At 60.7% G+C, this 18438-nt stretch carries 24 protein-coding genes and 1 pseudogene; 11 read left to right on the top strand and 14 right to left on the bottom strand.

All coding sequences use genetic code 11. The features are described 5' to 3' along the window. From ABJF10_RS04410 to ABJF10_RS04395, 4 genes and pseudogenes are all read left to right on the top strand, one after another. Positions 1 to 217: pseudogene (locus ABJF10_RS04410) on the top strand (hypothetical protein); the annotation flags it as partial. A gap of 100 nt (positions 218 to 317) precedes the next feature. Continuing rightward, complete coding sequence (locus tag ABJF10_RS04405) at positions 318 to 1622, top strand: hypothetical protein (RefSeq protein WP_348543309.1); 1305 nt, start codon at positions 318 to 320, stop codon at positions 1620 to 1622. 44 nt (positions 1623 to 1666) lie between these two features. Beyond that, positions 1667 to 2674, top strand: coding sequence for a methyltransferase (locus ABJF10_RS04400; protein WP_348543308.1), 1008 nt, complete (start codon positions 1667 to 1669; stop codon positions 2672 to 2674). 9 nt (positions 2675 to 2683) lie between these two features. Beyond that, positions 2684 to 3013, top strand: coding sequence for a cupin domain-containing protein (locus ABJF10_RS04395; protein ID WP_348543307.1), 330 nt, complete (start codon positions 2684 to 2686; stop codon positions 3011 to 3013). A gap of 10 nt (positions 3014 to 3023) precedes the next feature. Here the strand turns inward: ABJF10_RS04395 and ABJF10_RS04390 are convergent, their stop codons facing one another. Both ABJF10_RS04390 and ABJF10_RS04385 read right to left on the bottom strand, forming a co-directional pair. Continuing rightward, a complete protein-coding gene (locus tag ABJF10_RS04390) occupies positions 3024 to 3371 on the bottom strand; it encodes a VOC family protein (protein ID WP_348543306.1) in 348 nt (115 codons plus the stop codon). A 10-nt stretch (positions 3372 to 3381) separates the two neighbouring features. Beyond that, positions 3382 to 3849, bottom strand: coding sequence for a cupin domain-containing protein (locus tag ABJF10_RS04385; RefSeq protein ID WP_348543305.1), 468 nt, complete (start codon positions 3847 to 3849; stop codon positions 3382 to 3384). Between the two features lie 92 nt (positions 3850 to 3941). On the opposite strand from ABJF10_RS04385, the gene ABJF10_RS04380 reads away from it, so the two are divergent. The 6 genes from ABJF10_RS04380 (at position 3942) to ABJF10_RS04355 (ending at position 6380) form a co-directional block, all read left to right on the top strand. After that, positions 3942 to 4334 carry a helix-turn-helix domain-containing protein gene (locus ABJF10_RS04380; RefSeq protein WP_348543304.1) on the top strand — a complete coding sequence of 131 codons (393 nt, stop codon included), beginning with the start codon at positions 3942 to 3944 and terminating at the stop codon, positions 4332 to 4334. Further along, positions 4261 to 4710, top strand: a complete 450-nt coding sequence (locus tag ABJF10_RS04375; protein ID WP_348543303.1) for an SRPBCC family protein — start codon at positions 4261 to 4263, stop codon at positions 4708 to 4710. The genes ABJF10_RS04380 and ABJF10_RS04375 overlap by 74 nt, the downstream gene beginning before the upstream one ends. A 6-nt stretch (positions 4711 to 4716) precedes the next feature. Beyond that, complete coding sequence (locus ABJF10_RS04370; RefSeq protein ID WP_348543302.1) at positions 4717 to 5181, top strand: SRPBCC family protein; 465 nt, start codon at positions 4717 to 4719, stop codon at positions 5179 to 5181. Between the two features lie 10 nt (positions 5182 to 5191). Further along, positions 5192 to 5668, top strand: a complete 477-nt coding sequence (locus tag ABJF10_RS04365; protein WP_348543301.1) for an SRPBCC family protein — start codon at positions 5192 to 5194, stop codon at positions 5666 to 5668. Between the two features lie 35 nt (positions 5669 to 5703). Then, on the top strand, positions 5704 to 6039 hold the full coding sequence (locus ABJF10_RS04360; RefSeq protein ID WP_348543300.1) for a zinc ribbon domain-containing protein YjdM: 336 nt from the start codon (positions 5704 to 5706) through the stop codon (positions 6037 to 6039). A gap of 101 nt (positions 6040 to 6140) precedes the next feature. Next, positions 6141 to 6380 carry a hypothetical protein gene (locus tag ABJF10_RS04355; RefSeq protein ID WP_348543299.1) on the top strand — a complete coding sequence of 80 codons (240 nt, stop codon included), beginning with the start codon at positions 6141 to 6143 and terminating at the stop codon, positions 6378 to 6380. Between the two features lie 69 nt (positions 6381 to 6449). On the opposite strand, the gene ABJF10_RS04350 is transcribed toward ABJF10_RS04355, so the two are convergent. From ABJF10_RS04350 to ABJF10_RS04330, 5 genes are all read right to left on the bottom strand, one after another. Further along, positions 6450 to 6977, bottom strand: a complete 528-nt coding sequence (locus ABJF10_RS04350) for a hypothetical protein (RefSeq protein ID WP_348543298.1) — start codon at positions 6975 to 6977, stop codon at positions 6450 to 6452. Between the two features lie 317 nt (positions 6978 to 7294). Continuing rightward, positions 7295 to 7720, bottom strand: a complete 426-nt coding sequence (locus ABJF10_RS04345; protein WP_348543297.1) for a YciI family protein — start codon at positions 7718 to 7720, stop codon at positions 7295 to 7297. Positions 7721 to 7746: 26 nt separating this feature from the next. After that, entirely contained in the window at positions 7747 to 8259 is a 513-nt protein-coding gene (locus tag ABJF10_RS04340) for a VOC family protein (RefSeq protein ID WP_348543296.1), read from the bottom strand. 125 nt (positions 8260 to 8384) lie between these two features. Next, positions 8385 to 8792: a hypothetical protein gene (locus ABJF10_RS04335; RefSeq protein ID WP_348543295.1), complete on the bottom strand. Its 408-nt coding sequence runs from the start codon at positions 8790 to 8792 to the stop codon at positions 8385 to 8387. A gap of 30 nt (positions 8793 to 8822) precedes the next feature. Further along, positions 8823 to 9389 carry a carbohydrate binding domain-containing protein gene (locus tag ABJF10_RS04330; RefSeq protein ID WP_348543294.1) on the bottom strand — a complete coding sequence of 189 codons (567 nt, stop codon included), beginning with the start codon at positions 9387 to 9389 and terminating at the stop codon, positions 8823 to 8825. 143 nt (positions 9390 to 9532) lie between these two features. Between ABJF10_RS04330 and ABJF10_RS04325 the strand changes: the two genes are divergently transcribed. After that, on the top strand, positions 9533 to 9988 hold the full coding sequence (locus ABJF10_RS04325) for a hypothetical protein (RefSeq protein ID WP_348543293.1): 456 nt from the start codon (positions 9533 to 9535) through the stop codon (positions 9986 to 9988). 35 nt (positions 9989 to 10023) lie between these two features. On the opposite strand, the gene ABJF10_RS04320 is transcribed toward ABJF10_RS04325, so the two are convergent. The 7 genes from ABJF10_RS04320 to mnmE form a co-directional block, all read right to left on the bottom strand. Further along, positions 10024 to 10431: a hypothetical protein gene (locus ABJF10_RS04320; protein WP_348543292.1), complete on the bottom strand. Its 408-nt coding sequence runs from the start codon at positions 10429 to 10431 to the stop codon at positions 10024 to 10026. Between the two features lie 101 nt (positions 10432 to 10532). Next, positions 10533 to 11582: a UDP-3-O-(3-hydroxymyristoyl)glucosamine N-acyltransferase gene (gene lpxD / locus ABJF10_RS04315; RefSeq protein WP_348543291.1), complete on the bottom strand. Its 1050-nt coding sequence runs from the start codon at positions 11580 to 11582 to the stop codon at positions 10533 to 10535. 9 nt (positions 11583 to 11591) lie between these two features. Continuing rightward, positions 11592 to 12233 carry an OmpH family outer membrane protein gene (locus ABJF10_RS04310; RefSeq protein WP_348543290.1) on the bottom strand — a complete coding sequence of 214 codons (642 nt, stop codon included), beginning with the start codon at positions 12231 to 12233 and terminating at the stop codon, positions 11592 to 11594. Between the two features lie 64 nt (positions 12234 to 12297). Then, entirely contained in the window at positions 12298 to 14568 is a 2271-nt protein-coding gene (gene bamA, locus ABJF10_RS04305; protein ID WP_348543289.1) for an outer membrane protein assembly factor BamA, read from the bottom strand. 215 nt (positions 14569 to 14783) lie between these two features. After that, entirely contained in the window at positions 14784 to 15875 is a 1092-nt protein-coding gene (mqnC, locus tag ABJF10_RS04300; RefSeq protein WP_348543288.1) for a cyclic dehypoxanthinyl futalosine synthase, read from the bottom strand. Positions 15876 to 15930: 55 nt separating this feature from the next. Then, positions 15931 to 16938 (bottom strand): quinone-dependent dihydroorotate dehydrogenase, encoded by a 1008-nt coding sequence (locus ABJF10_RS04295; protein WP_348543287.1) that lies wholly within the window; start codon positions 16936 to 16938, stop codon positions 15931 to 15933. Positions 16939 to 16966: 28 nt separating this feature from the next. Continuing rightward, positions 16967 to 18292 carry a tRNA uridine-5-carboxymethylaminomethyl(34) synthesis GTPase MnmE gene (gene mnmE / locus ABJF10_RS04290; protein ID WP_348543286.1) on the bottom strand — a complete coding sequence of 442 codons (1326 nt, stop codon included), beginning with the start codon at positions 18290 to 18292 and terminating at the stop codon, positions 16967 to 16969. Positions 18293 to 18438 lie beyond the last annotated feature (146 nt).

Here is an 18438-nt window from a genome sequence, read left to right as displayed (position 1 = left end):
CGAAGTCCTCCGCCAGATCGGCGTCCCGGACCTGCCCCCGCGTCCGGTGAAAGTCCCCCGGGCCAAACGCCCCCGGAAGCCGACGCCCCCGGCCGAGCAGACGCCGACCGAAACCGCCACGGAGGAAACGCCCGAACCAATCAGCGAAGAGCAACAGGAGGCCGTGAGCGCGCCGGAAAACTCCGAAGAATCCGGCGGGTCCGTCGGCGGCGCATGAAGGTAACTCAAGCCAAATCAAGGTAAATCAAGCCTTCTCAAGCCTCGAAATTTTCTCACGGGAGTATTTTCCCGCGCGGCTCGAGCGATCACTATCAGTCATGCCTCTCCCCGATCGCTCCTCCGCACTTCGTCTGGGACTGCTGCTCGCGTTGCTGTTGCTGGGGATAACCGTCCACGGCGTCCGTGGCGAAACACCGGCCGTCCCGGCGGACGACAGCGCGCTCTCAAAAGCCTTCGTCGAGCAGGCGCAGATCGTGAGCAAACCCGCGACCGAGCAGTACGCGCATCAATCCTCGCTGCGCATCGTGAAGGGCATCGGTTACGCGGTTTATCAGTGCAACGAAACGACACCCGAGGAGAACAAGAGCGGGCAGATTGCGCGCCTCGCCATCTTCGAGATCGCAAATCCCACCGCGACAGCGAGGTGGGTGGATATCTCCGCGGCGGGTGATACGTCGAACGGGCTGACCATCGGCGGGAAGTTCGTCTCCGCGCCGATGCTCCATCGCCTCGACGACGACACGCTGCGTATCTTTTTCACCTCGCGTTTTGCCGCCGATCCGGGACCCGCTTTCCGCGTTTTTTTCAAAGACTATACCATCTCCACCGGCGCGCTCTCCGGCCTGCATGCGGCGCGCTGCACCATCGCCAAGCAACCGGAAGTCATGCTCGATCTCACTCCGGATGCCATCCAGCGGCATCTCGATTTCCTCTTCGGGGCTGGCGTGGGGGCGCAGTTCTCGAGCGGCCTCAGCACCGCGGGCGATTTCCTGCCGTTCGACGGCCAACTCTACAGCACCATCCAGATCAAGAATTCGCAGGATGGCCGCACCCGGCTCCTGACGAATGTGCTCATGCGCAGTGCCGACCAGGGTGCGACGTGGGAGTTGCTCGGCGCGCCCGATCCGCGACTTCTGCCCAGCGCGTTCCAGATCCTGGCCGAGCCGGCGCTCACGCAGGACTCGAACCACATCTACCTCCACCTCCGCTCCAATGTGGACACGACCGGCTATGTGCTCAGCAAGGCGGCCAAATCCGATCTCTATCATTTCGATGCCCCCGTCACGAAATGGACTTTCGGCATCGGCCGCCCCGCGATCTGCGATTGCGGTGCACCACTCGGGCTCGTGGCCATGTTCACCGCTCCCACGGTGCACATGTTCCCTTACACCGTGACCCGCAACAAGTGCGACGTCGTGCGGATCGATCCCACTTGCACCACTTACACCCGCGCCTTTTCCATCATCGACCCAAACGCGGTGAACACTCCGTTCCTGCAACTCTACAAGGGAGAGATCTACGTCACCTACACCACCGGCCGCCGGCGCTTAATCCCCAAGTTTGGCACTTCCGAGATCGTCTTCAGCAAGCTGCCGCGGGCGGCGCTGGCCCAGCCGCAGTAAGAACCACTGGCATCGTCACACTTCATCGCTACCGTTTTCGCCTCATGTCCCAGTCCCCTGCCACGCCCTCACCGCAACTGTATTTCGACACGATCAACGCTTTTCAAAAAACCGCCGCACTCAAGGCGGCGATTGATCTCGGCCTCTTCAGCGCCATCGGCAGCCGCCCCTCCACCTCGGCGGAAATCGCCACCCGCTGCGAGTGCCCGGAGCGCGGCATTCGCATTCTCTGCGACTACCTCACGATTCTCGGTTTTCTGGCCAAGGATGGCTCGCATTACGCGCTGACTCAGGACTCGAGCCTCTTCCTCGATCGTCACTCGCCCGCGTATCTAGGCCGATCCGCCGATTTCCTTCTCGCGCCCCAGCTCGTCGAGGCCTTTCACGATCTCGCTCCGACCATTCGCCGCGGCGCTCCCGCCCTCACGTCGACGACGCCCGACCATCCCATGTGGCTCGATTTCGCCCGCACCATGGGACCGATGATGGTCGGCCCGGCGCGCGGCATTGCCGAACTCGTGCCTCTCGATGCCCACCGCAAGACCAAGGTCCTCGATATCTCCGCCAGCCACGGCGCCTACGGTCTCGCCTTCGCGCAGAAGAATCCGCGCGCCCATCTCGTCGCCCTGGATTGGGAACCGGTGCTGGCCATCACCGAGGAAAATGCCCGCGCCGTCGGGATCGCGGAACGGTTCAGCAAGATCGCCGGCGACGCCTTCGCCGTCGACCTGGGTCACGACTACGATGTCGTGCTCGTCCCGAATTTCCTGCACCATTTCAATCCCGCCGACTGCACGCGTTTTCTCCGCCGCGTGCAGGCTGCGCTCCGTCCGGGGGGACGCGTGGTGATCGTGGATTTCGTGCCGAATGAAGATCGCGTGTCCCCGCCAGCCTCCGCGGGCTTCGGCCTCGTGATGCTCAGCAGCACGGCCGAGGGAGACGTTTACACTTTCGCCGAGTACAGCGCGATGCTGAAGGACGCAGGCTTCCAGGGCTTCGCCTTTCGTCCTCTCCTGCCGACCGCCGCGAGTGCCGTCATCGCAACGAAGTAACATTACCTTATGTTTCCCTACGTCGCCCTCGCCGAAGACAAACCGTGGCAGCCGGGGCCGTATGCCGGCGTCGAGCTGAAGATCCTGCACAAAAACGAAGCCACCGGCGGCGTAGTCGTCCTGCGGAAATTTCATGAAGGAACGACCGTGCCCGCCCACACGCATCCCGAGGCTAATGAATGGGCGTGGGTTCTCTCCGGCGGCTGGGAGGAAGGCGACGTTATCTACACGCCGGGCACGCTCTTCCACGCCCCGAAGGGCGTGCCACACGGGCCGCACATCGCCAGGAGCGAAGTCATCAGCCTGACGGTATTCGATGGACCGTTGACCGTGGTGTGAACGCGATCCTTTAGGAGCGCTTCCGCGTGAGCATGATTTCGTTGCCCTCGCTGTCCACGCACATGGCCAGGTGCGGCGGCTCATCATCTTCCGGTTGCGGTTCGCGGACGAGTTGCCCGCCGGCCGCGACGATCTCCTGCGCACCGGCGATGACATCGGGCACTTGAAAGCTCATCCCAGTCCAGGTGCGCTTGCCTTCGCCACCACCGTGAATGCCGATGACGCCCCCGGCGATCGCCACCTCGCTGATGATGTCGTTCTGCTTCAGCACCGAGCCGCCGAAGACCGTCGCGTAGAAATGCACCGCGCGTTTCATGTCCGCAGCCCAGATGACATATTTGAGTCGTTCAACATTCATGACAATATTCCTAGTTGGTTTTCTTCTTCAGCATGCCCGGCGAGTTCCACTTGACGACGTGATACGTCGCCGGGATCTCGCCCACGTTGCGAATGGCATGCAGTTGGTTCGACGCTTGGAAGACGACAGACCCGGGGCCAATCCGCTTCCACTCGCCATTCACCAGCGCTTCGACCGTGCCTTCCTTGATGATGAGCAATTCCTCGTCGGGATGCTGGTGCGGAGGATGGGCCTGCTCGCCGGGATTGAGCGTCGTGATGTGAATCTCGAGTTCGTCCAGCGTGGCCGTGGGCGACTGACAAACTTTGCGCGATTCGCCCTTGGGCGACTTGTGCACGGCGAGTTGCGTCCAGTCGAATACCGCCGAGCCCATCACCTTTGGGTCAGGCGTGGCGGCGGCCTCCTGGGCCACGGCGATCAAGCCGAGGGCGACGTAAATGGTGGCGCAGGTCACGAGCAAATTGCGGCAGGGGGTCATGGGCGGAGCGTCCACGATTTCCGCACGAAGCCAACCCGGAAAAATAAACCCGTTTGACAGGCAACCATTTGGTTGCCTATCTTGTCCGCGTCATGGACGAAGCATTCAAAGCCCTGGCCGATGCCAGCCGCCGCAAACTGCTCGACTTGCTCCACGAGAGCAGCGGGCAAACGCTGGCCGCTTTGTGCGAACACCTCGACATGACCCGCCAGGCTGTGACCAAGCACCTGAACCTGCTGGAGCGAGCCAACCTCATCGCGGTCGTCTGGCACGGCCGCGAAAAGCTGCACTACCTCAACCCTGTCCCCATCCACGAAATCTACGAGCGCTGGATCAGCAAGTACGAGCGCCATCGTCTGCAAGCCTTGAGCGATTTGAAGAAGCACCTCGAAACCCCAACTCCTGAACCGCATGGAAAAACCAAAGTTCGTCTACGTCACCCACATCAACACAACCCCGGAAAAGCTGTGGGACGCGCTCACTAATCCGGATTTCACCCAGCAGTATTGGGGCGGGCGCCGCGTCCAGTCCGATTGGACCGTCGGCGCCTCCATCAAACACCTCAAGGCCGACGGCGCAGTCGAGCTGCGCGGCGAAGTCCTGCAAGCCGAGCCGCCGCGACTGCTCTCCTATACCTTTCTCACCGCCGCGGGCGACCGCGTCCCCGACGAGAAAGCCACGCGCGTGACCTTCGAGATCACCACCGCCTTCGGTGTCACCAAGCTCACCATCGTTCACGACGGATTCGAGCCCGATAGTAAGCTGATCTTCGAAATCAGCAACGGCTGGCAGGCCATCCTCAGCAGCCTCAAGACCCTCCTCGAAACCGGCGCACCGCTCCCCTTCAACTACAAATGCTAGTCACTAATGAATACCAAACCCAAATTCGTTTATCGCACCCTCATCGCTACGACGCCGGAGAAACTCTGGGCCGCCCTCACCGACCCCAAGTTCACCGTCCAGTACTGGGGCGGCACCAGCGTGGAGTCCGACTGGCAGGTCGGCTCGCGGGTCGTCTTTCGCTGGCAGGGCAAGATCGTCCACGATGACACCGTCTTGAAATCGGAGCCGCCGCGACTCCTTTCCTACACGTTCAAGCCACTGCACATGGAAGAGCTGCGCGCCGAACCGGCCTCCCGCGTCACCTTCGAGATCGAAGAGTTCACCGGTCGGGCAGCGGAGCGAGGCCCCGTGGTAAGACTGACTGTGACCCACGAGGAATTCCCAGCGGACAGCAGGATTTTCCCGATGATATCCAGCGGCTGGCCCGACATCCTGAGCAGCTTGAAGTCGTTGCTCGAGACCGGCCGCGCTATTGAATTCAAATGGTAACCGCGACGCCATGAACCTCGATCATTTCAAACCCAAGACGGTCTATGTTACCTATATCGCCACCACGCCGGAGAAAGTCTGGCAAGCCCTCACCACTGGTGATTTCACCAAACAGTTCTTCTTCGGCCGCCGCATTGCAATCGAACTGAAGCCCGACGGGGCATTTCGCTTTTGGCAACCCGACGGCAAACTCGACGTGGAAGGCAAGGTGATGGAGTGCGATCCACCGCGAAAGCTCTCCGTGACCTGGCGCGTGATGTGGATCGAAGAAATGCGCAAGCTGCCCGAGTGCCTCGTCACCTACCAGATCGATGACCTCGGCCAAGTCGTGCGCCTGACTATGACGGAAGCCCACCAGATCGAGCTCGACGACCAGATGCTGGAAGGCGGCCGGCGCGGCTGGCCGGTGATCTTGAACAATCTCAAGACCCTGCTTGAGACCGGCAACCCCATGCCCGAGTTCGACTTCATGAGCGATGCCAGTTGAAACCCAGCCCACAGCGGTGCTAGCGTGCTTCTCTGATGAGTATTCCCGCCTGCCCCATGTGCGAAATGACCGATGTCTTGGATCACCCCGACCACTGGGAATGCGTGACCTGCGGCCACGAGTGGCCTCACGAGGCCCAGGCAGACGAAGCGGCCGGACCACGAGTCGTCAAGGACGCCTTCGGCACCCTGCTCACGGATGGCGACGCCGTGACCTTGATCAAGGATTTGAAGCTGAAGGGTTCGTCACAAGTCATCAAAGGCGGAACGAAGGCGAAAAGCATTCGGCTGGTAGACGGCGATCACGAGATCTCCTGCAAGATCGATGGCAGCGCCATCGGACTGAAGGCTTGCTTCGTGAAGAAGGCCTGAGGCCCGACTACCTGGAAGATATTGAAGCACTGAGCGTATATCGCACAGCGGCGCGACTTTCAGCCATCCTATCGGCCGACAAGTAGCGATCTATCTGCGTTATGAAACTCCTCACGCTTGTTACCCTCACCGCTCTCACCCTCGCCGCCTGTGACTCCAAACAGGAGCAGGCCCGCAAAGCCGAACTCGACGCCCAAGCCACCAAATTGGACGCCGCCGCCGCCGCGACCAAAAAGGGTGCTGAGGCCGACGCAGAAGTAGCCAAAAAAGAAGGCGCGGCCAAGGCGGAGGCGCTGAAAGACCAAGCCGACCGCGTGCGCGACCAGAAGAATAACAACTGACCCCTGACAATTCGCAGAGATCTGCCTGGCGGAAGGGCGGCGCGACTACGGCTTCGCAGGTTCGGCGTTTCAGATCTTGATGTCGTCGAAGAAGCCGTCCTTGCCGGCGCAGCCGAACTCCACTCGCGACTTCGTCTCATGCGCAATGCCGGGCGATTTCAGGAAGCCCACGGGCTGGCCGTCGAGCGCCGCCCGCATGGTATCGCCCACGGTTTCCACCACGGCGTCATGCCACTTGTCGGATTCGATCACCACCGGATAAGTGACACTGCGTCCCACGAGGAGCTTGGCACGCTCTTCCTTCTTCGAGGGGTCTTTCATCTCGTAGATGTCATTGCGCATCGAACCTTCCTTCTGATCGGTCAAAATCACTCCCTTGGGCGTAAAGCGCACCATGCAGATGTGGCCGTAATGGGAGCCGGTAAACTTGCGGTAATCAAACTCGGCGGACATCGCCGTCGCGCCCGCAAACTTGAACTTGAATGCGATCACACTGTCCTTGGTCGGCACGTCGTTGCCGACGACCGCCTGGTGCCCCACCACCGCCGGCTTGCCATCCGCCGCCGGCGCATCCCAGCGCATCTGCGTGCCCTTCATCGCGCCGTTCTCGAGAGTGAAGAGGCACCACCTGTAGCCACGCCTTGCCCAATTCCGGTCCACTGAAATCATCGGAGAAGAAGAGCTCCTTTTTCTTCGCAATCGGCTCGGCAGGAACGGGCGGAAGATCGACAGCGAAGGCAGCAGAGGTAACGAGGAGCAAAGGGGCGAGGAGGCGCATAAAAATGGAGGGGTGGGGATTCGGGAACGATGGTTCACCTGTCGCTTGCCGTTGGCGAGCACAAGTCGCCTCGGGATCGATCCAGCACCACAACGCATCTCCGCACGAGTCCGGCCCGCCCGGAACCGGGCATCCGCTACCCTGCGGCGGCGAGAGCCAGCTTCTGCCGCACGCGATAGAAGTGCGGGCAATCGCTCGCGACCTCCCGTACCTCGGTGATCAGGCCGTGTTTCAGCATGGGATTCGACCGCGCCACGGCCACGGCTTCCTCCATGGAGTTCACGTTCAGCAAGACGAAGCCGCCGATGGCTTCCTTGGCCTCGGCGAACGGTCCGTCGACCACACTTCGCCCGCCGTCGCCGGTAACCGTCGTCGCACGATCCATGAGCGGACTGCCGCTCACGAATTTGCCCTCCTGCTGGAGTTTGTCGAACCACGCGGTCACGCGGTCCATGATTTGTTGCAGTTCCTCGGTGGAATGACCCACATTATCCCACGGGTTGCCGCGGAAAAGGAGCAGGTAGCCATCGACGTGGGGAGGCGTATCGCGATCAGTACTCATAGTTCAATATGTTTGATGATTTCTGATTAAGGTTGCTGACACATTGCCTGCGCCGCGGCGGCGTGCAACTCCGCCGGCGAGAGGTCCACCAGGCGATGGGCGATCGACCAGTGGTGGCCGAACGGATCTTCCACCACTCCATAGCGATCGCCCCAGAACATGTCACTCAGCGGCATCTTGACCGTCGCTCCGGCCTTCACCGCCTGGGCAAAAGCGGCGTCCGCGTCCACGACCTGCAGATGAATCGTGATCGGCGAACCCTTGAGCGATTTCGGGCTCAGCATGCCGCATCCTTCGTTTTCATCGACCAACATCAGGCGCGAATCGCCGATCTGGACGCTGCCATGCATGAGCATCCCGTTGGGCGCGGCCAGTTTCACGAGTTCGGTGGCGCCGAAGGCTTTCTTATAAAACTCGATCGCCTTCGCCGCGCCGGCGCAGACGAGGTGCGGCGTAAGGGAGTGCATTCCCTCGGGAATGGATTTGGCAGGAGCCGCCTTTTTGGCGGGGGCTTTCGGTGCAGCGGTCGTGGATTTCATGGTCATGATTTCTGGTTGATGGATCGAACGCCCGGCACATCGCCGGAGAGTCGCTTCAAAACTATGACGAACGGGAAAGTCCGTGGAGGACAGGCAGGGACGACTTTTTTCGGGAAAAGAACGCGTCAGATCGCCACGAGACCACTGACCAGTACGCCGCGCGCCGTCCAGAAGAGGGTGCGCAGCCAGTTGGAAAGGATGAGGCGGCGGATAACAGCGGCGTCGAAGCCCTTCATCAACTTCACGTGCATGGGAGCTTGAACGAACACCGTGCAGAGCCAATTCAAGAAGATCAGGCCCACGCTGATCAGAAAGGACCGCTCCCGATGGCCCAGATTGAAGAGGACGGCGGCAGACGCGGTCTCGACGGCGAGCAGCGGGGCAATCAACAGGCCGATGCGCCAGCAGTGGGCGAAATGATACTGGATGAATTCCGCCCCACCCACGCGCCGAAACTGCGGATAGGCCACAATCTGGATGGTCCAGATGAGCCCCACGAGCATCCAGGTGCTGGCCACGTGAACGGAAAGCATGAAGGCCATGCGATCGCTCGTGACGTGCCCCTACGGCTTCTCTTCCACGGCCACACCGGCCAGGTCGACGGCCCCCGTGTCCTTCACCACAAACATCAGGAACGCGTCGAGTTCCATCGCCGGCGTGAAGGTGAACTCGAACGGCTTCCAGGCCGCACCGGCCGCCAATTCCTTCTCAAAATAAAACTCGTATGGCTCCATTTTCTGCCGCGCGCCGACGGTGATGCTGAGCGAGCCCGGACTGCGCACCCAACCGGTCACCACATACTTCACCCCTTTCTTGAACTTCTGCAGTCCCTGGTAAGTCGTCATCTGAAGCTGCCCCTCATCCACCTTCTCGATTTTGATCCGCACTGCTCCGGCGTCCTTGTCCGGAGAGTCGGTGAGCTTGGTGTAGGTGGCATTGACCGCCGCCCAATCGGTGTTGTCGATCCAGTCCTTCGGCAACCAGCCCTGCACGGTATGCCCGTCCTTTGCCTTGACCGTGAATTCGGTTCCATCGTTGCCGAATGCGGGCAGCACGCTCTTGGGCACATCGGCCAAGCCCGACAGTTCGCAGGCGGAGAGGAGCGCCACTGCGACCAGAAGGCCTTTCATCGAATGTCGAGCGGAGGAGTAACGGGGAAACATCATATTGCTGAGACAGTAACGGGAAGCGAACCGATGTCGATAGCCAGATAGCGTGCACCGCCGCCCGCGACCAAAAGGAATCCTCTTCCCAACCATGATACGTTTTCCTCATGCCCAATCTCTTCCGCACTCTCGACGGCAAAATATGGAAAGCCAGCGCGCCCGTCCGCCTCACTCTCCCGGACGGAACCGCCGTCGAAGAAATCTGGGCCGGTTCTGCCCAAGACGAAACGCTCGACGAGAAATGGTTGTCCAAAGCGGGACACCAAATCGCGCAAAGCGAGATCATCACCGCCGTCGCCAGCAAGGCGAATGACAATCACGAAATGATCTGGGGCGATGCTCCACCGAATGCCCGACTCTTCTTCGTCCTCGCACCCGAACCTGGCAAAAGCTACCGCCTGGCCAAAATGGTCACCACGGCGGTAACGCCCGCACAAGAAGCGCATTTCCGACATCATCGCTCCGCTCTTTTCGGCTATCTTCAGCCTGACGGCACCATGGTCAGAATTCCCCCGCTCGATCCCCCACCACCGCCACCTCCGGCGCAAAGGGAGCTTTTCTAAGTTACCAACTTCGAGCGGAGCAAGAGGCCAACCTCTTACTGTAAAAAACGGGCGAGGTTTTCCTGCTCCCAATTCTTGGCGCGGCGGAACCAGTGGAAGCGGCGTTCCTTCGCGAGGAACTTATCGTGGTGCACGAGACGCCGGCCACTGTCATCGTACTGGTCCGGCACCATGGCGTGTAACATCTCGTGATAGACGACATATTCCAGAAACCAGGTAGGAACGAAGGAGCGATCGAGCAAGGGATGAATGCGGATCATCCTATCTTCCTCCTGGATGGTGCCGAAGACCATGTAAGTCTTGGGGCGTTGCTTGCGCTTGCGGCCCCAGACGATGGTGTAATCGCGGAGCCGGTTGCGGAAGTACTTCGCGTTGATTTTATCGAAGACTTCCCGGAGGTCGAAAAAGCGGCCTTTTTCGGCGAAGGAAAACTGCCGTTGCATGGGCAGTTTTGGAGTTAAGACTTTGCGCTTGCGCGTAGCCATTGGGCGGTCGTGTTAAGTAACGCGCGCAGGCTACGGGCGGCCCATGGGACCAACAAGGATTAGCTTGCCGGTGGCGAAGATTTCCCCTGCGAGTCCGAAACTTGCTCCAGCTTCTTGACTCTGGCATAGAGCCTCGGCAGGCGGGCAATACAGGCCAATTGCTCCTTCTGTTCCTTGATCGGCGTGGCGGGATAGCCGAAGAACACCTCTTTAGGTGCGACACTTTTACTCACTCCACTCTTGGCCGCGACGATAACCTGATCGCCAATCTCCACGTGCCCGACGATCCCGACCTGCCCGGCGAGAGTCACATAATTGCCCAACCGGGTGCTGCCCGAGACTCCCGTTTGGGAAACAAGGATGCAATGCTTCCCAACCACCACATTGTGAGCGATTTGCACAAGATTGTCGATCTTGGTGCCCTGCTGGATCCAAGTGCGTCCAAAACGCGCCCGGTCGATGGTCGTATTGGCGCCGATTTCCACGTCGTCGTCCACCTGCACGATCCCCGTCTGGGCAATCTTGATATGTTTGCCGCCGACGGGCTCGAAGCCAAAGCCATCGCTGCCTAAGACGGCGCCGCTGTGGATAATAACCCGGTTACCTACCTCGCAACGTGCCCCAATGGTGACCCGCGCGGCGAAGTGGCAGTTTTGGCCAATGTGCGCTTCATGGCCAATATAGCCATGCGCGCCGACGATGGTATTGGCGCCGATCTCCACGCCATCCTCGATAACCACAAACGGCTGAATGGAAACGTTTTCACCCAGCACGACATTGCGTCCTAACACTGCCGTGGGATGCACGCCCGGCGAGTAACGGATGGACGCCGGGGCAAACTTCTCCATCAAGCGGGCAAAAGCCAGCGACGGATTTTCCACCAGGATGGCGAGCGCGGGAATCGCCTCGGCAAAGTCCAGGGGGACCAACGCCGCAGTGGCCCGCGAGGCTTTCAGCTGCGGAAGATATTTCGCGTTGCCGAAGAACGTAATCTCCCCGGATTCGGCATCCGCGACGGCCGCAACTCCGCGGATTTTGGTCGTCGAACCTGTGTCGGAGGCCAGTCGTCCGCCGACGAGCGCAGCGACTTCCTGGACCGTGAATTCCACGGTCAAACGTTAGTTGCCGGGCTTCTTGGGCTTGCCGGCAGGCGTGACCGGCGTGGCCGCGGGGGGCGCATCCGAAGTGGTGCGATTCTTATTGAGCGTGGTGATCACCGTATCGGTGAAGTCGTAACTATCGCGGGCAAAAAGGACGATCGGCACGCCATTGAGGCTAGGGCCGGACTTATCGAATACGAAATCGAAATTCTCGGCCTTCACCTTATCGGTCACCACCTTGTTGATGTCATCGACGATGCCGGCACGCATGCGCACAGACTGTTCTTGAAGCTGCTTTTCGCGGGAGGCCTGAAATTCGCGGATTTCACGATCCATGTTCTGCAGGTCGGCGGCCTTGTCGCTGCGAATCTTGGCTTTCTGCTCCTTGGCTTCCTTGCTCAACTCCGGCTTCTGGATGTCTTCGTCGAGTTTCTTCACGTCCTCGAGGGCCTTCTTCGCGATGTCCATCCGGTCTTCGAGTTCCTTCTTGGCCGTGTTGCGGGCTTCGTTGATCTTGGACTCCGCGTCCTTGGTCTTGTAGTAGGAGTCAAAGACACGCTTCATGTCGACAGTGCCGAACTTGGTGGTCTGGGCGGAGGCCGTGCCCGTGGCAAAAACCGCCGCGAGAACGAGAACTGGAATAACGAGGTATTTTTTCATCAGATTGGGAGATAGTGAGTGCGGGAAAGCGGAGGAGAAACAGACCCAGCCGGGCCTGATTCGTTCAAAATTGATAGCCGATATTGAAGTTGAACTGACCGCTGCCGCTGGAGAAATTGTCCTTCTGCAATGGGAAGCCGTAGTCGATGCGCACGGGGCCGATGGGTAGATCAAGGCGCACGCCGATGCCGAAGTCGCTGTTCACATTGCCGCCGCCGAAGTCGTAGGTGCCCGAATTGACGAAGCCGGCATCGTAAAAGATCGCGCCGCGGACCTTCTCGACAATCGGGAAGGTGTATTCGACCGTGATACGGGCGAGGGTATTGCCGCCAATGGCTTCGCCGTTTTCGTCCTTCGGACCGACATCGCGGAACTTGAAGCCGCGCAGGTTGTTGGCGCCGCCGAGATACTCCCGGTCCCAGATCGGAACCTGGTCACCACCCGCCCAATTGCTCACCGTGGCGATTTCGCCGTTGATGGTCAGGATGCCGTCCCAAGGCAGCGAGAAGTATTTGGATCCCTCGAGGTCGAAGCCATATATATTTTCCTGGCCACCGAGAAATCCGCCCGCGACATAAGCAGTAAGATCGACGCGCTCGCCCTTGCGGGTGAGGAACAGGGAATCCCGGGTATCGTACGTGAGGCCGACGGAAACCTGGCTCTTCAGGAGGCTGCCCTCCTGGGCCTTGATGGTGTCGGAAGCGCTATTATCAACCTGGAAGATACCGATGTCCTCCAGGCGATATTCCGCGCGACCGGTGAGGAATTGCGTCAGACGTTTCCGCGCGGTCAGGTCGAAGCCGTAGTGGCGTTCGTTGTAGACGTTCGAGGTAAATGACGCCTCGCGATAGAACACGTCGCCACCCACGGCAATCTCCCGGTCCATGAAGTAGGGCTCGGTGAGCGAGAGGATGAAGTCCTTGCGCTCGGTGCCGTACTGCGCACGGATGCGGAATTTCTGGCCGCCGCCCGTGAAGTAGGGCCAGCGGGTAACGTCGAAGTTGCCCTGCGTGATTTCGGCAAAGCCGAGCAATTTGTCGATCGAGCTGAAGCCGGCGCCGAAGTTGAAAGAACCGGTGCGTTGCTCCTCGACGATGACGTTCAGGTCCTTCCGGCCCGGAACCAGCGTATCGGCTGGGTAGGTCTCCACTTTGGAGAAAAACTTGGTGTTCATCAACCGCTGCTTGGCCGCGTCGACGCGGACGGTGTTGAAGATGTCGCCCGGGTCCAGCGGGAACTCGCGGCGGATGACCTTGTCCTTGGTGCGGCTGTTGCCGGTGATGTTGATGTGCTCGAGGTAGCTCTGCACGCCTTCCTCGAGGTTGAAAGTCACATCGATGGTATTGCCTGGACCCGGCGTGGTGGCCGCTCCGGCTTGGAAATCGATGTAGCCACGTGTCCCGTAAAGGTCCTGGATGTACTTGACGTCGGCGCGGACGGCTTGCGGCGAGTAGATATTGCCCGGCTTGATTTTCGCGGTTTTGGTGACTTCCTCAATCGTAAACACCTTCGCCCCAACGTAATTGACTTTGCCTACGTGATATTGCGGACCTTCGTGGATGACAAAAGTGATGTCGGCCTTTTCTTCCTGGCGGTCGATGCGCGGCGCGGCGATGCTCACGTCCATGTAGCCCTGTTCGAGATACTTATCCTTGAGCGCCCCGACGTCGGTATCGAGCGTGTCGGTGTTCAGTTTTCCGCCGCCGGAGAAAATGTATTTGATGCTTTTCGGGCGGGTCTTGATGACCTTGAGCAGATCGCCGCTCTTGAAGACAGTGTTTCCCTCGAACTTGACATCGTGGATGACCAGCTTGCCCCCTTCGTTAACCGAAAAGGTGACGATGGCGGTGCCGGCGGCGTCGTTCATCTCTGTGTTGTACTTGACGTCGATTTCGGAGAAGCCCTTGTCGTTGTAGTATTTGATGATCTTCTGGCGATCCTGCTCGAGGCTGGATTCGTCGAGGGTGTCGCCGGGCTTGGCGGCGATCTCCTTGCGGATGCGGCTTTCCTTGAGCCGGGTGATGCCATTGAGGTGCACCTCAGTGATTTTGGCCTTGGACTGGACAACGACGATGACCTTCACGCCATCGGTGACCGGCTCGCCGAAGATACGGACATTGGAAATGTTGCCGGTCTTGTAGAGGTTGCGGATATCTTCCTCGACGGCCTGCTCGGAATACGGCTTGCCGACTCGCGTGCGCATGTTGGCCAGCAGCTTCTCCTTACTCACCGAGCTGGCCCCGGCATATTGCACCTCGATGGAGCGCACGATCGGCCCGGCGGGCGCGGGCGCGCCTGCGGGGGCAGGACTCTGCGCGTGAAGCGAAATGGCCAAGGGGTCCGCGGTCAGGGCGCCAATTGCGACAAGGACCGGGAAAAGATTGCGAAAATTCATGAATGGATGGGCTGCTGCAAATCGCCAGCCGGGAGCACACTCCCAGCGGAAAGCTCGCGTATATGAGGGGTCGGGATGGGAGGCGTCAAGCAGCCTTTTTTCCACCGTCCTGAGATCACTTGGGGGCCATCAAAGGCCGCGTGGTATAAACTGTGCTAATCCCACAATTGATACCAGTTATTTCGGCGCCTCGCTTCGTAGCCGGCATCGCGGATCAATACCTCAATTTCCTCTTTAGCCAGCCGGAAACTGGTGCCGGCGGAACTGACCACATTTTCCTCCATCATGACCGATCCGAAGTCGTTGGCGCCATACTTCAGGGCCACCTGGCCGATCTTTGGGCCCTGCGTCACCCACGAACTTTGCAGGTTCTCGATATTGTCCAGATAGATGCGGGAAAGGGCCTGCATGCGCAGGTATTCGCCGCTGCCCACGGGCTCCGCGCGCAGCTTGGTGTGCTCCGGTTGGAAGGTCCAGCAGATGAAGGCGGTGAAACCACCGGTCGCGTCCTGCTGCACGCGCAGCCGCTCAAGGTGTTCGATGCGGTCATCGAGCGTTTCGACGTGGCCGAACATCATCGTGGCGCTGGAATTGAGGCCGAGCTCATGGGCGATCTCCATGACTTTCAGCCAGTGGTCGCTGTCACACTTGAGCGGGGCGATGCGATTGCGCACGCGGTCGACGAGAATTTCCCCACCGCCGCCGGGAATCGAGCCCAGGCCGGCTTCCTTGAATTTCGCGATCACCTCGCGCAGCGGCATCTGGAAGACCTCGGCGAAGTGATTGAATTCCGGGGGAGAAAACCCGTGGATATTGATGTGCGGATACTTTTCCCGGATGTGATGGAGCATCGCCAGGTACCAATCGAGATCGAGCTTGGGATGATGGCCGCCCTGCAGGAGGATTTGCACGCCGCCGATGGCGGAAAGCTCATCGAGCTTTTGGTCGAGCTGCTCGTGGGAGAGCACGTAGTGGTCGTCGTCCTTCTCGGTGCGGTAAAACGCGCAGAACTTGCAATACACGTTGCAGACGTTCGTGTAGTTGATGTTGCGGTCGATGATGTAGGTGACGATGTCGTTGCCGCGCCCGTCGAAGGCGTCCTGCTTGGCGAGATTGCGGCGGCGGTTCGCCAGTTCACCCAGTTCAACCAATGGCAGGCGGTAAAGGGCGCGCGCGTCATCAGGCGTGACGCGCTCCCCGGCGAGGACTTTGTCGATCAAGGCATCTTCGAGCGTGGCAGCGGGCATAGCGGAGCCAACATCCAATATCCAACACCCAACGTCCAACATCCAATTTGCGCCGTCACCCCCGCTGTAGCAGCGCCCGGCAAATCTTCCCGATCAGCCCGGGGCCTTCGTAAATGTAGCCGGTGTAGAGTTGGACGAGCGCGGCGCCGGCGTCGAATTTCTCCAGCGCATCGTCGGCGCTCATGATTCCGCCCACGGCGATGACCGGCGCTTTGCTCCGTTGGGCGATGAAACGCACGACCTCGGTCGCGCGAGCGCGCAGCGGGGCGCCGCTCAAGCCTCCCTGGGTCCGGTGCTCCGCGGCGACGCTGGAATGATCGATCGTGGTGTTGGTCGCGATGATCCCCGCGAGCTTGTGTTCTTCAGTCAGCGCGAGGATTTCCTCGATGGCCGCCCATTCGAGATCCGGCGCGATTTTCAATACCACCGGCTTGCCCGCGGTGTTGCGACGCTGGATGTGGCCGAGCAATTCATCGAGCGCCGGGCCATCCTGCAGATTGCGCAATCCGGGCGTATTGGGAGAGGAGACGTTGAGCACGAAATAGTCGCCGAAGTGCTGGAGGCGCTCGAATGACAGCAGATAATCCGCGGTCGCTTCCGTAAGCGGGGTGACTTTCGATTTGCCGAGATTGATGCCCACGGGGATCGACGGCCACTGCGTAGTCTCGCGCAGGCGCTGCAAACGCGCGGCCACCGCGTCGCAGCCGTCGTTGTTGAAACCGAGGCGATTGATGAGCGCGCGGGATTCCGGCACCCGGAAAATGCGCGGCTTGGGATTTCCCGGCTGGGCCCGCGCGGTGATCGTGCCGATCTCCGCAAAGCCGAAGCCGAGGCCCTGCCAGGCCGGCAAGGCGACGCCATTCTTGTCAAAGCCTGCCGCGAGCCCGACAGGATTGGGAAAGCGCAAACCGAACACGCTGCGCGCCAGTCGCGGATCGGATACGGGGGCGAATCGGTGCAGCAACGGGCCGAAGAGTGCGAGCGAATCCATGGCGAAATGGTGCACTGCCTCGGGGTCGGCTAGGAAGAGGAAGGGGCGGACGATTTCTTTGTAGAGATTCATGCAAAAACAGCCGGATGGGGCCTGGTAGCTATTTACCAATACAGAACGTGCTGAAGATTTTGCCGAGAACTTCCTCACTATCCGCTTTGCCGACAACTTCGCCCACCGCCTCGAGAGCGCCCCGCAATTCCTCGGCAACGAATTCCGGTGAGAGCCCGTCGGTCATCACGTCACGGGCCGCCGCAGCGAGGCCGCCGGCGCGACGCAGGCAATCCGCATGGCGCGCATTGATGGCCAGGGACCAGTCGCGGTGCGCCGTCGCACCGCCAGCGATCCGGGACACGATGGCTTCCGCGAGCGCTTCGATCCCCTCGCCTTTCAAGCAGGAGATCCGCACCGCTTCGATGGCCCGCCAGCCGGGATGTTCGCCGAGGTCCGTCTTGTTCAAGACTGCGAGGGTCACATCACCGGCCAATTCGAGCGGCGGCGGCTGGCTGGCATCGAAGATGTGCAAGGCGAGATCCGCGCGCGCGAGTTCCTGCCGGGTGCGTTTCATGCCTTCGCGTTCGATCTCGTCATCGCTCTCGCGCACTCCGGCCGTGTCGATGAGACGGATCGGCAACCCGCGCAGGTTGATCGTCTCCTCGATCACGTCGCGCGTGGTGCCGGGGCGCGCACTCACGATAGCGCGCTCGTGGCCGAGCAGCAGGTTGAGCAGCGACGACTTGCCCACGTTCGGCGCGCCGTAGATGACGGTGCGCACGCCTTCGCGCAGGACTTTGCCGCGGTCGGCCGTGGCCAGCAGCGCCGCGATCTCGCTGCGCGCGGCATCGAGCTTCGCCAGCAAGGCTTCACCCGTCGCCGGGTCGATGTCTTCATCGGGAAAGTCGATGTAGGCCTCGACGTGCGCGAGCAGTTCGATGAGCGCTTCGCGCAAGGCGCGGATGCGCTCGCCGAGCCGGCCGGCGAGTTGTTCGCTCGCCGCGCGCAGGGCCAGGTCCGTCTGCGCGCTGATCAAATCCATCACCGCCTCCGCCTGGGTGAGATCCATCTTGTGATTGAGATACGCGCGCTGCGTAAATTCACCCGGCTCGGCGGAGCGCGCGCCGTGTTGCAACAGCACCTCGAGAATCCGCCGGGTCACGAGCACGCCGCCGTGGCAGGCGATCTCAATCACCTCCTCACCCGTGTAGCTGTGCGGCGCGCGAAAGACCGTGAGCAGCACATCGTCCAGCTTGCGTTCCCCATCCAGCACGGCACCCAAATACTGGGTGCGCGGGGCAAGATTGGCGACGGGGCGCTTTCCGCGAAAGACGCCGCCCGCAATCTCGACCGCCCGCGGCCCGCTGAGCCGCAGCACGGCGATGGCACCTTCGCCAAAAGGCGTCGAGATGGCGGCGATGGTGTCGTTCATGGGTGCGCAATGTAGAGGCACCGGCGCGCGAGGGAAAGCGCTGCTGCATTTTCACCACGACGGCGCTTCTTACGCAGCTCGCGACCGCCGCGTACCGACCTTTGCCAGGCGGGCCGAAAATGCAAAGCCGCCCCCGCCAACACCTT

The organism is Chthoniobacter sp., assembly GCF_040003245.1.
In the GTDB taxonomy this organism is placed as follows: domain Bacteria; phylum Verrucomicrobiota; class Verrucomicrobiia; order Chthoniobacterales; family Chthoniobacteraceae; genus Chthoniobacter.
This window is presented reverse-complemented; position numbering and strand designations above follow the sequence as displayed.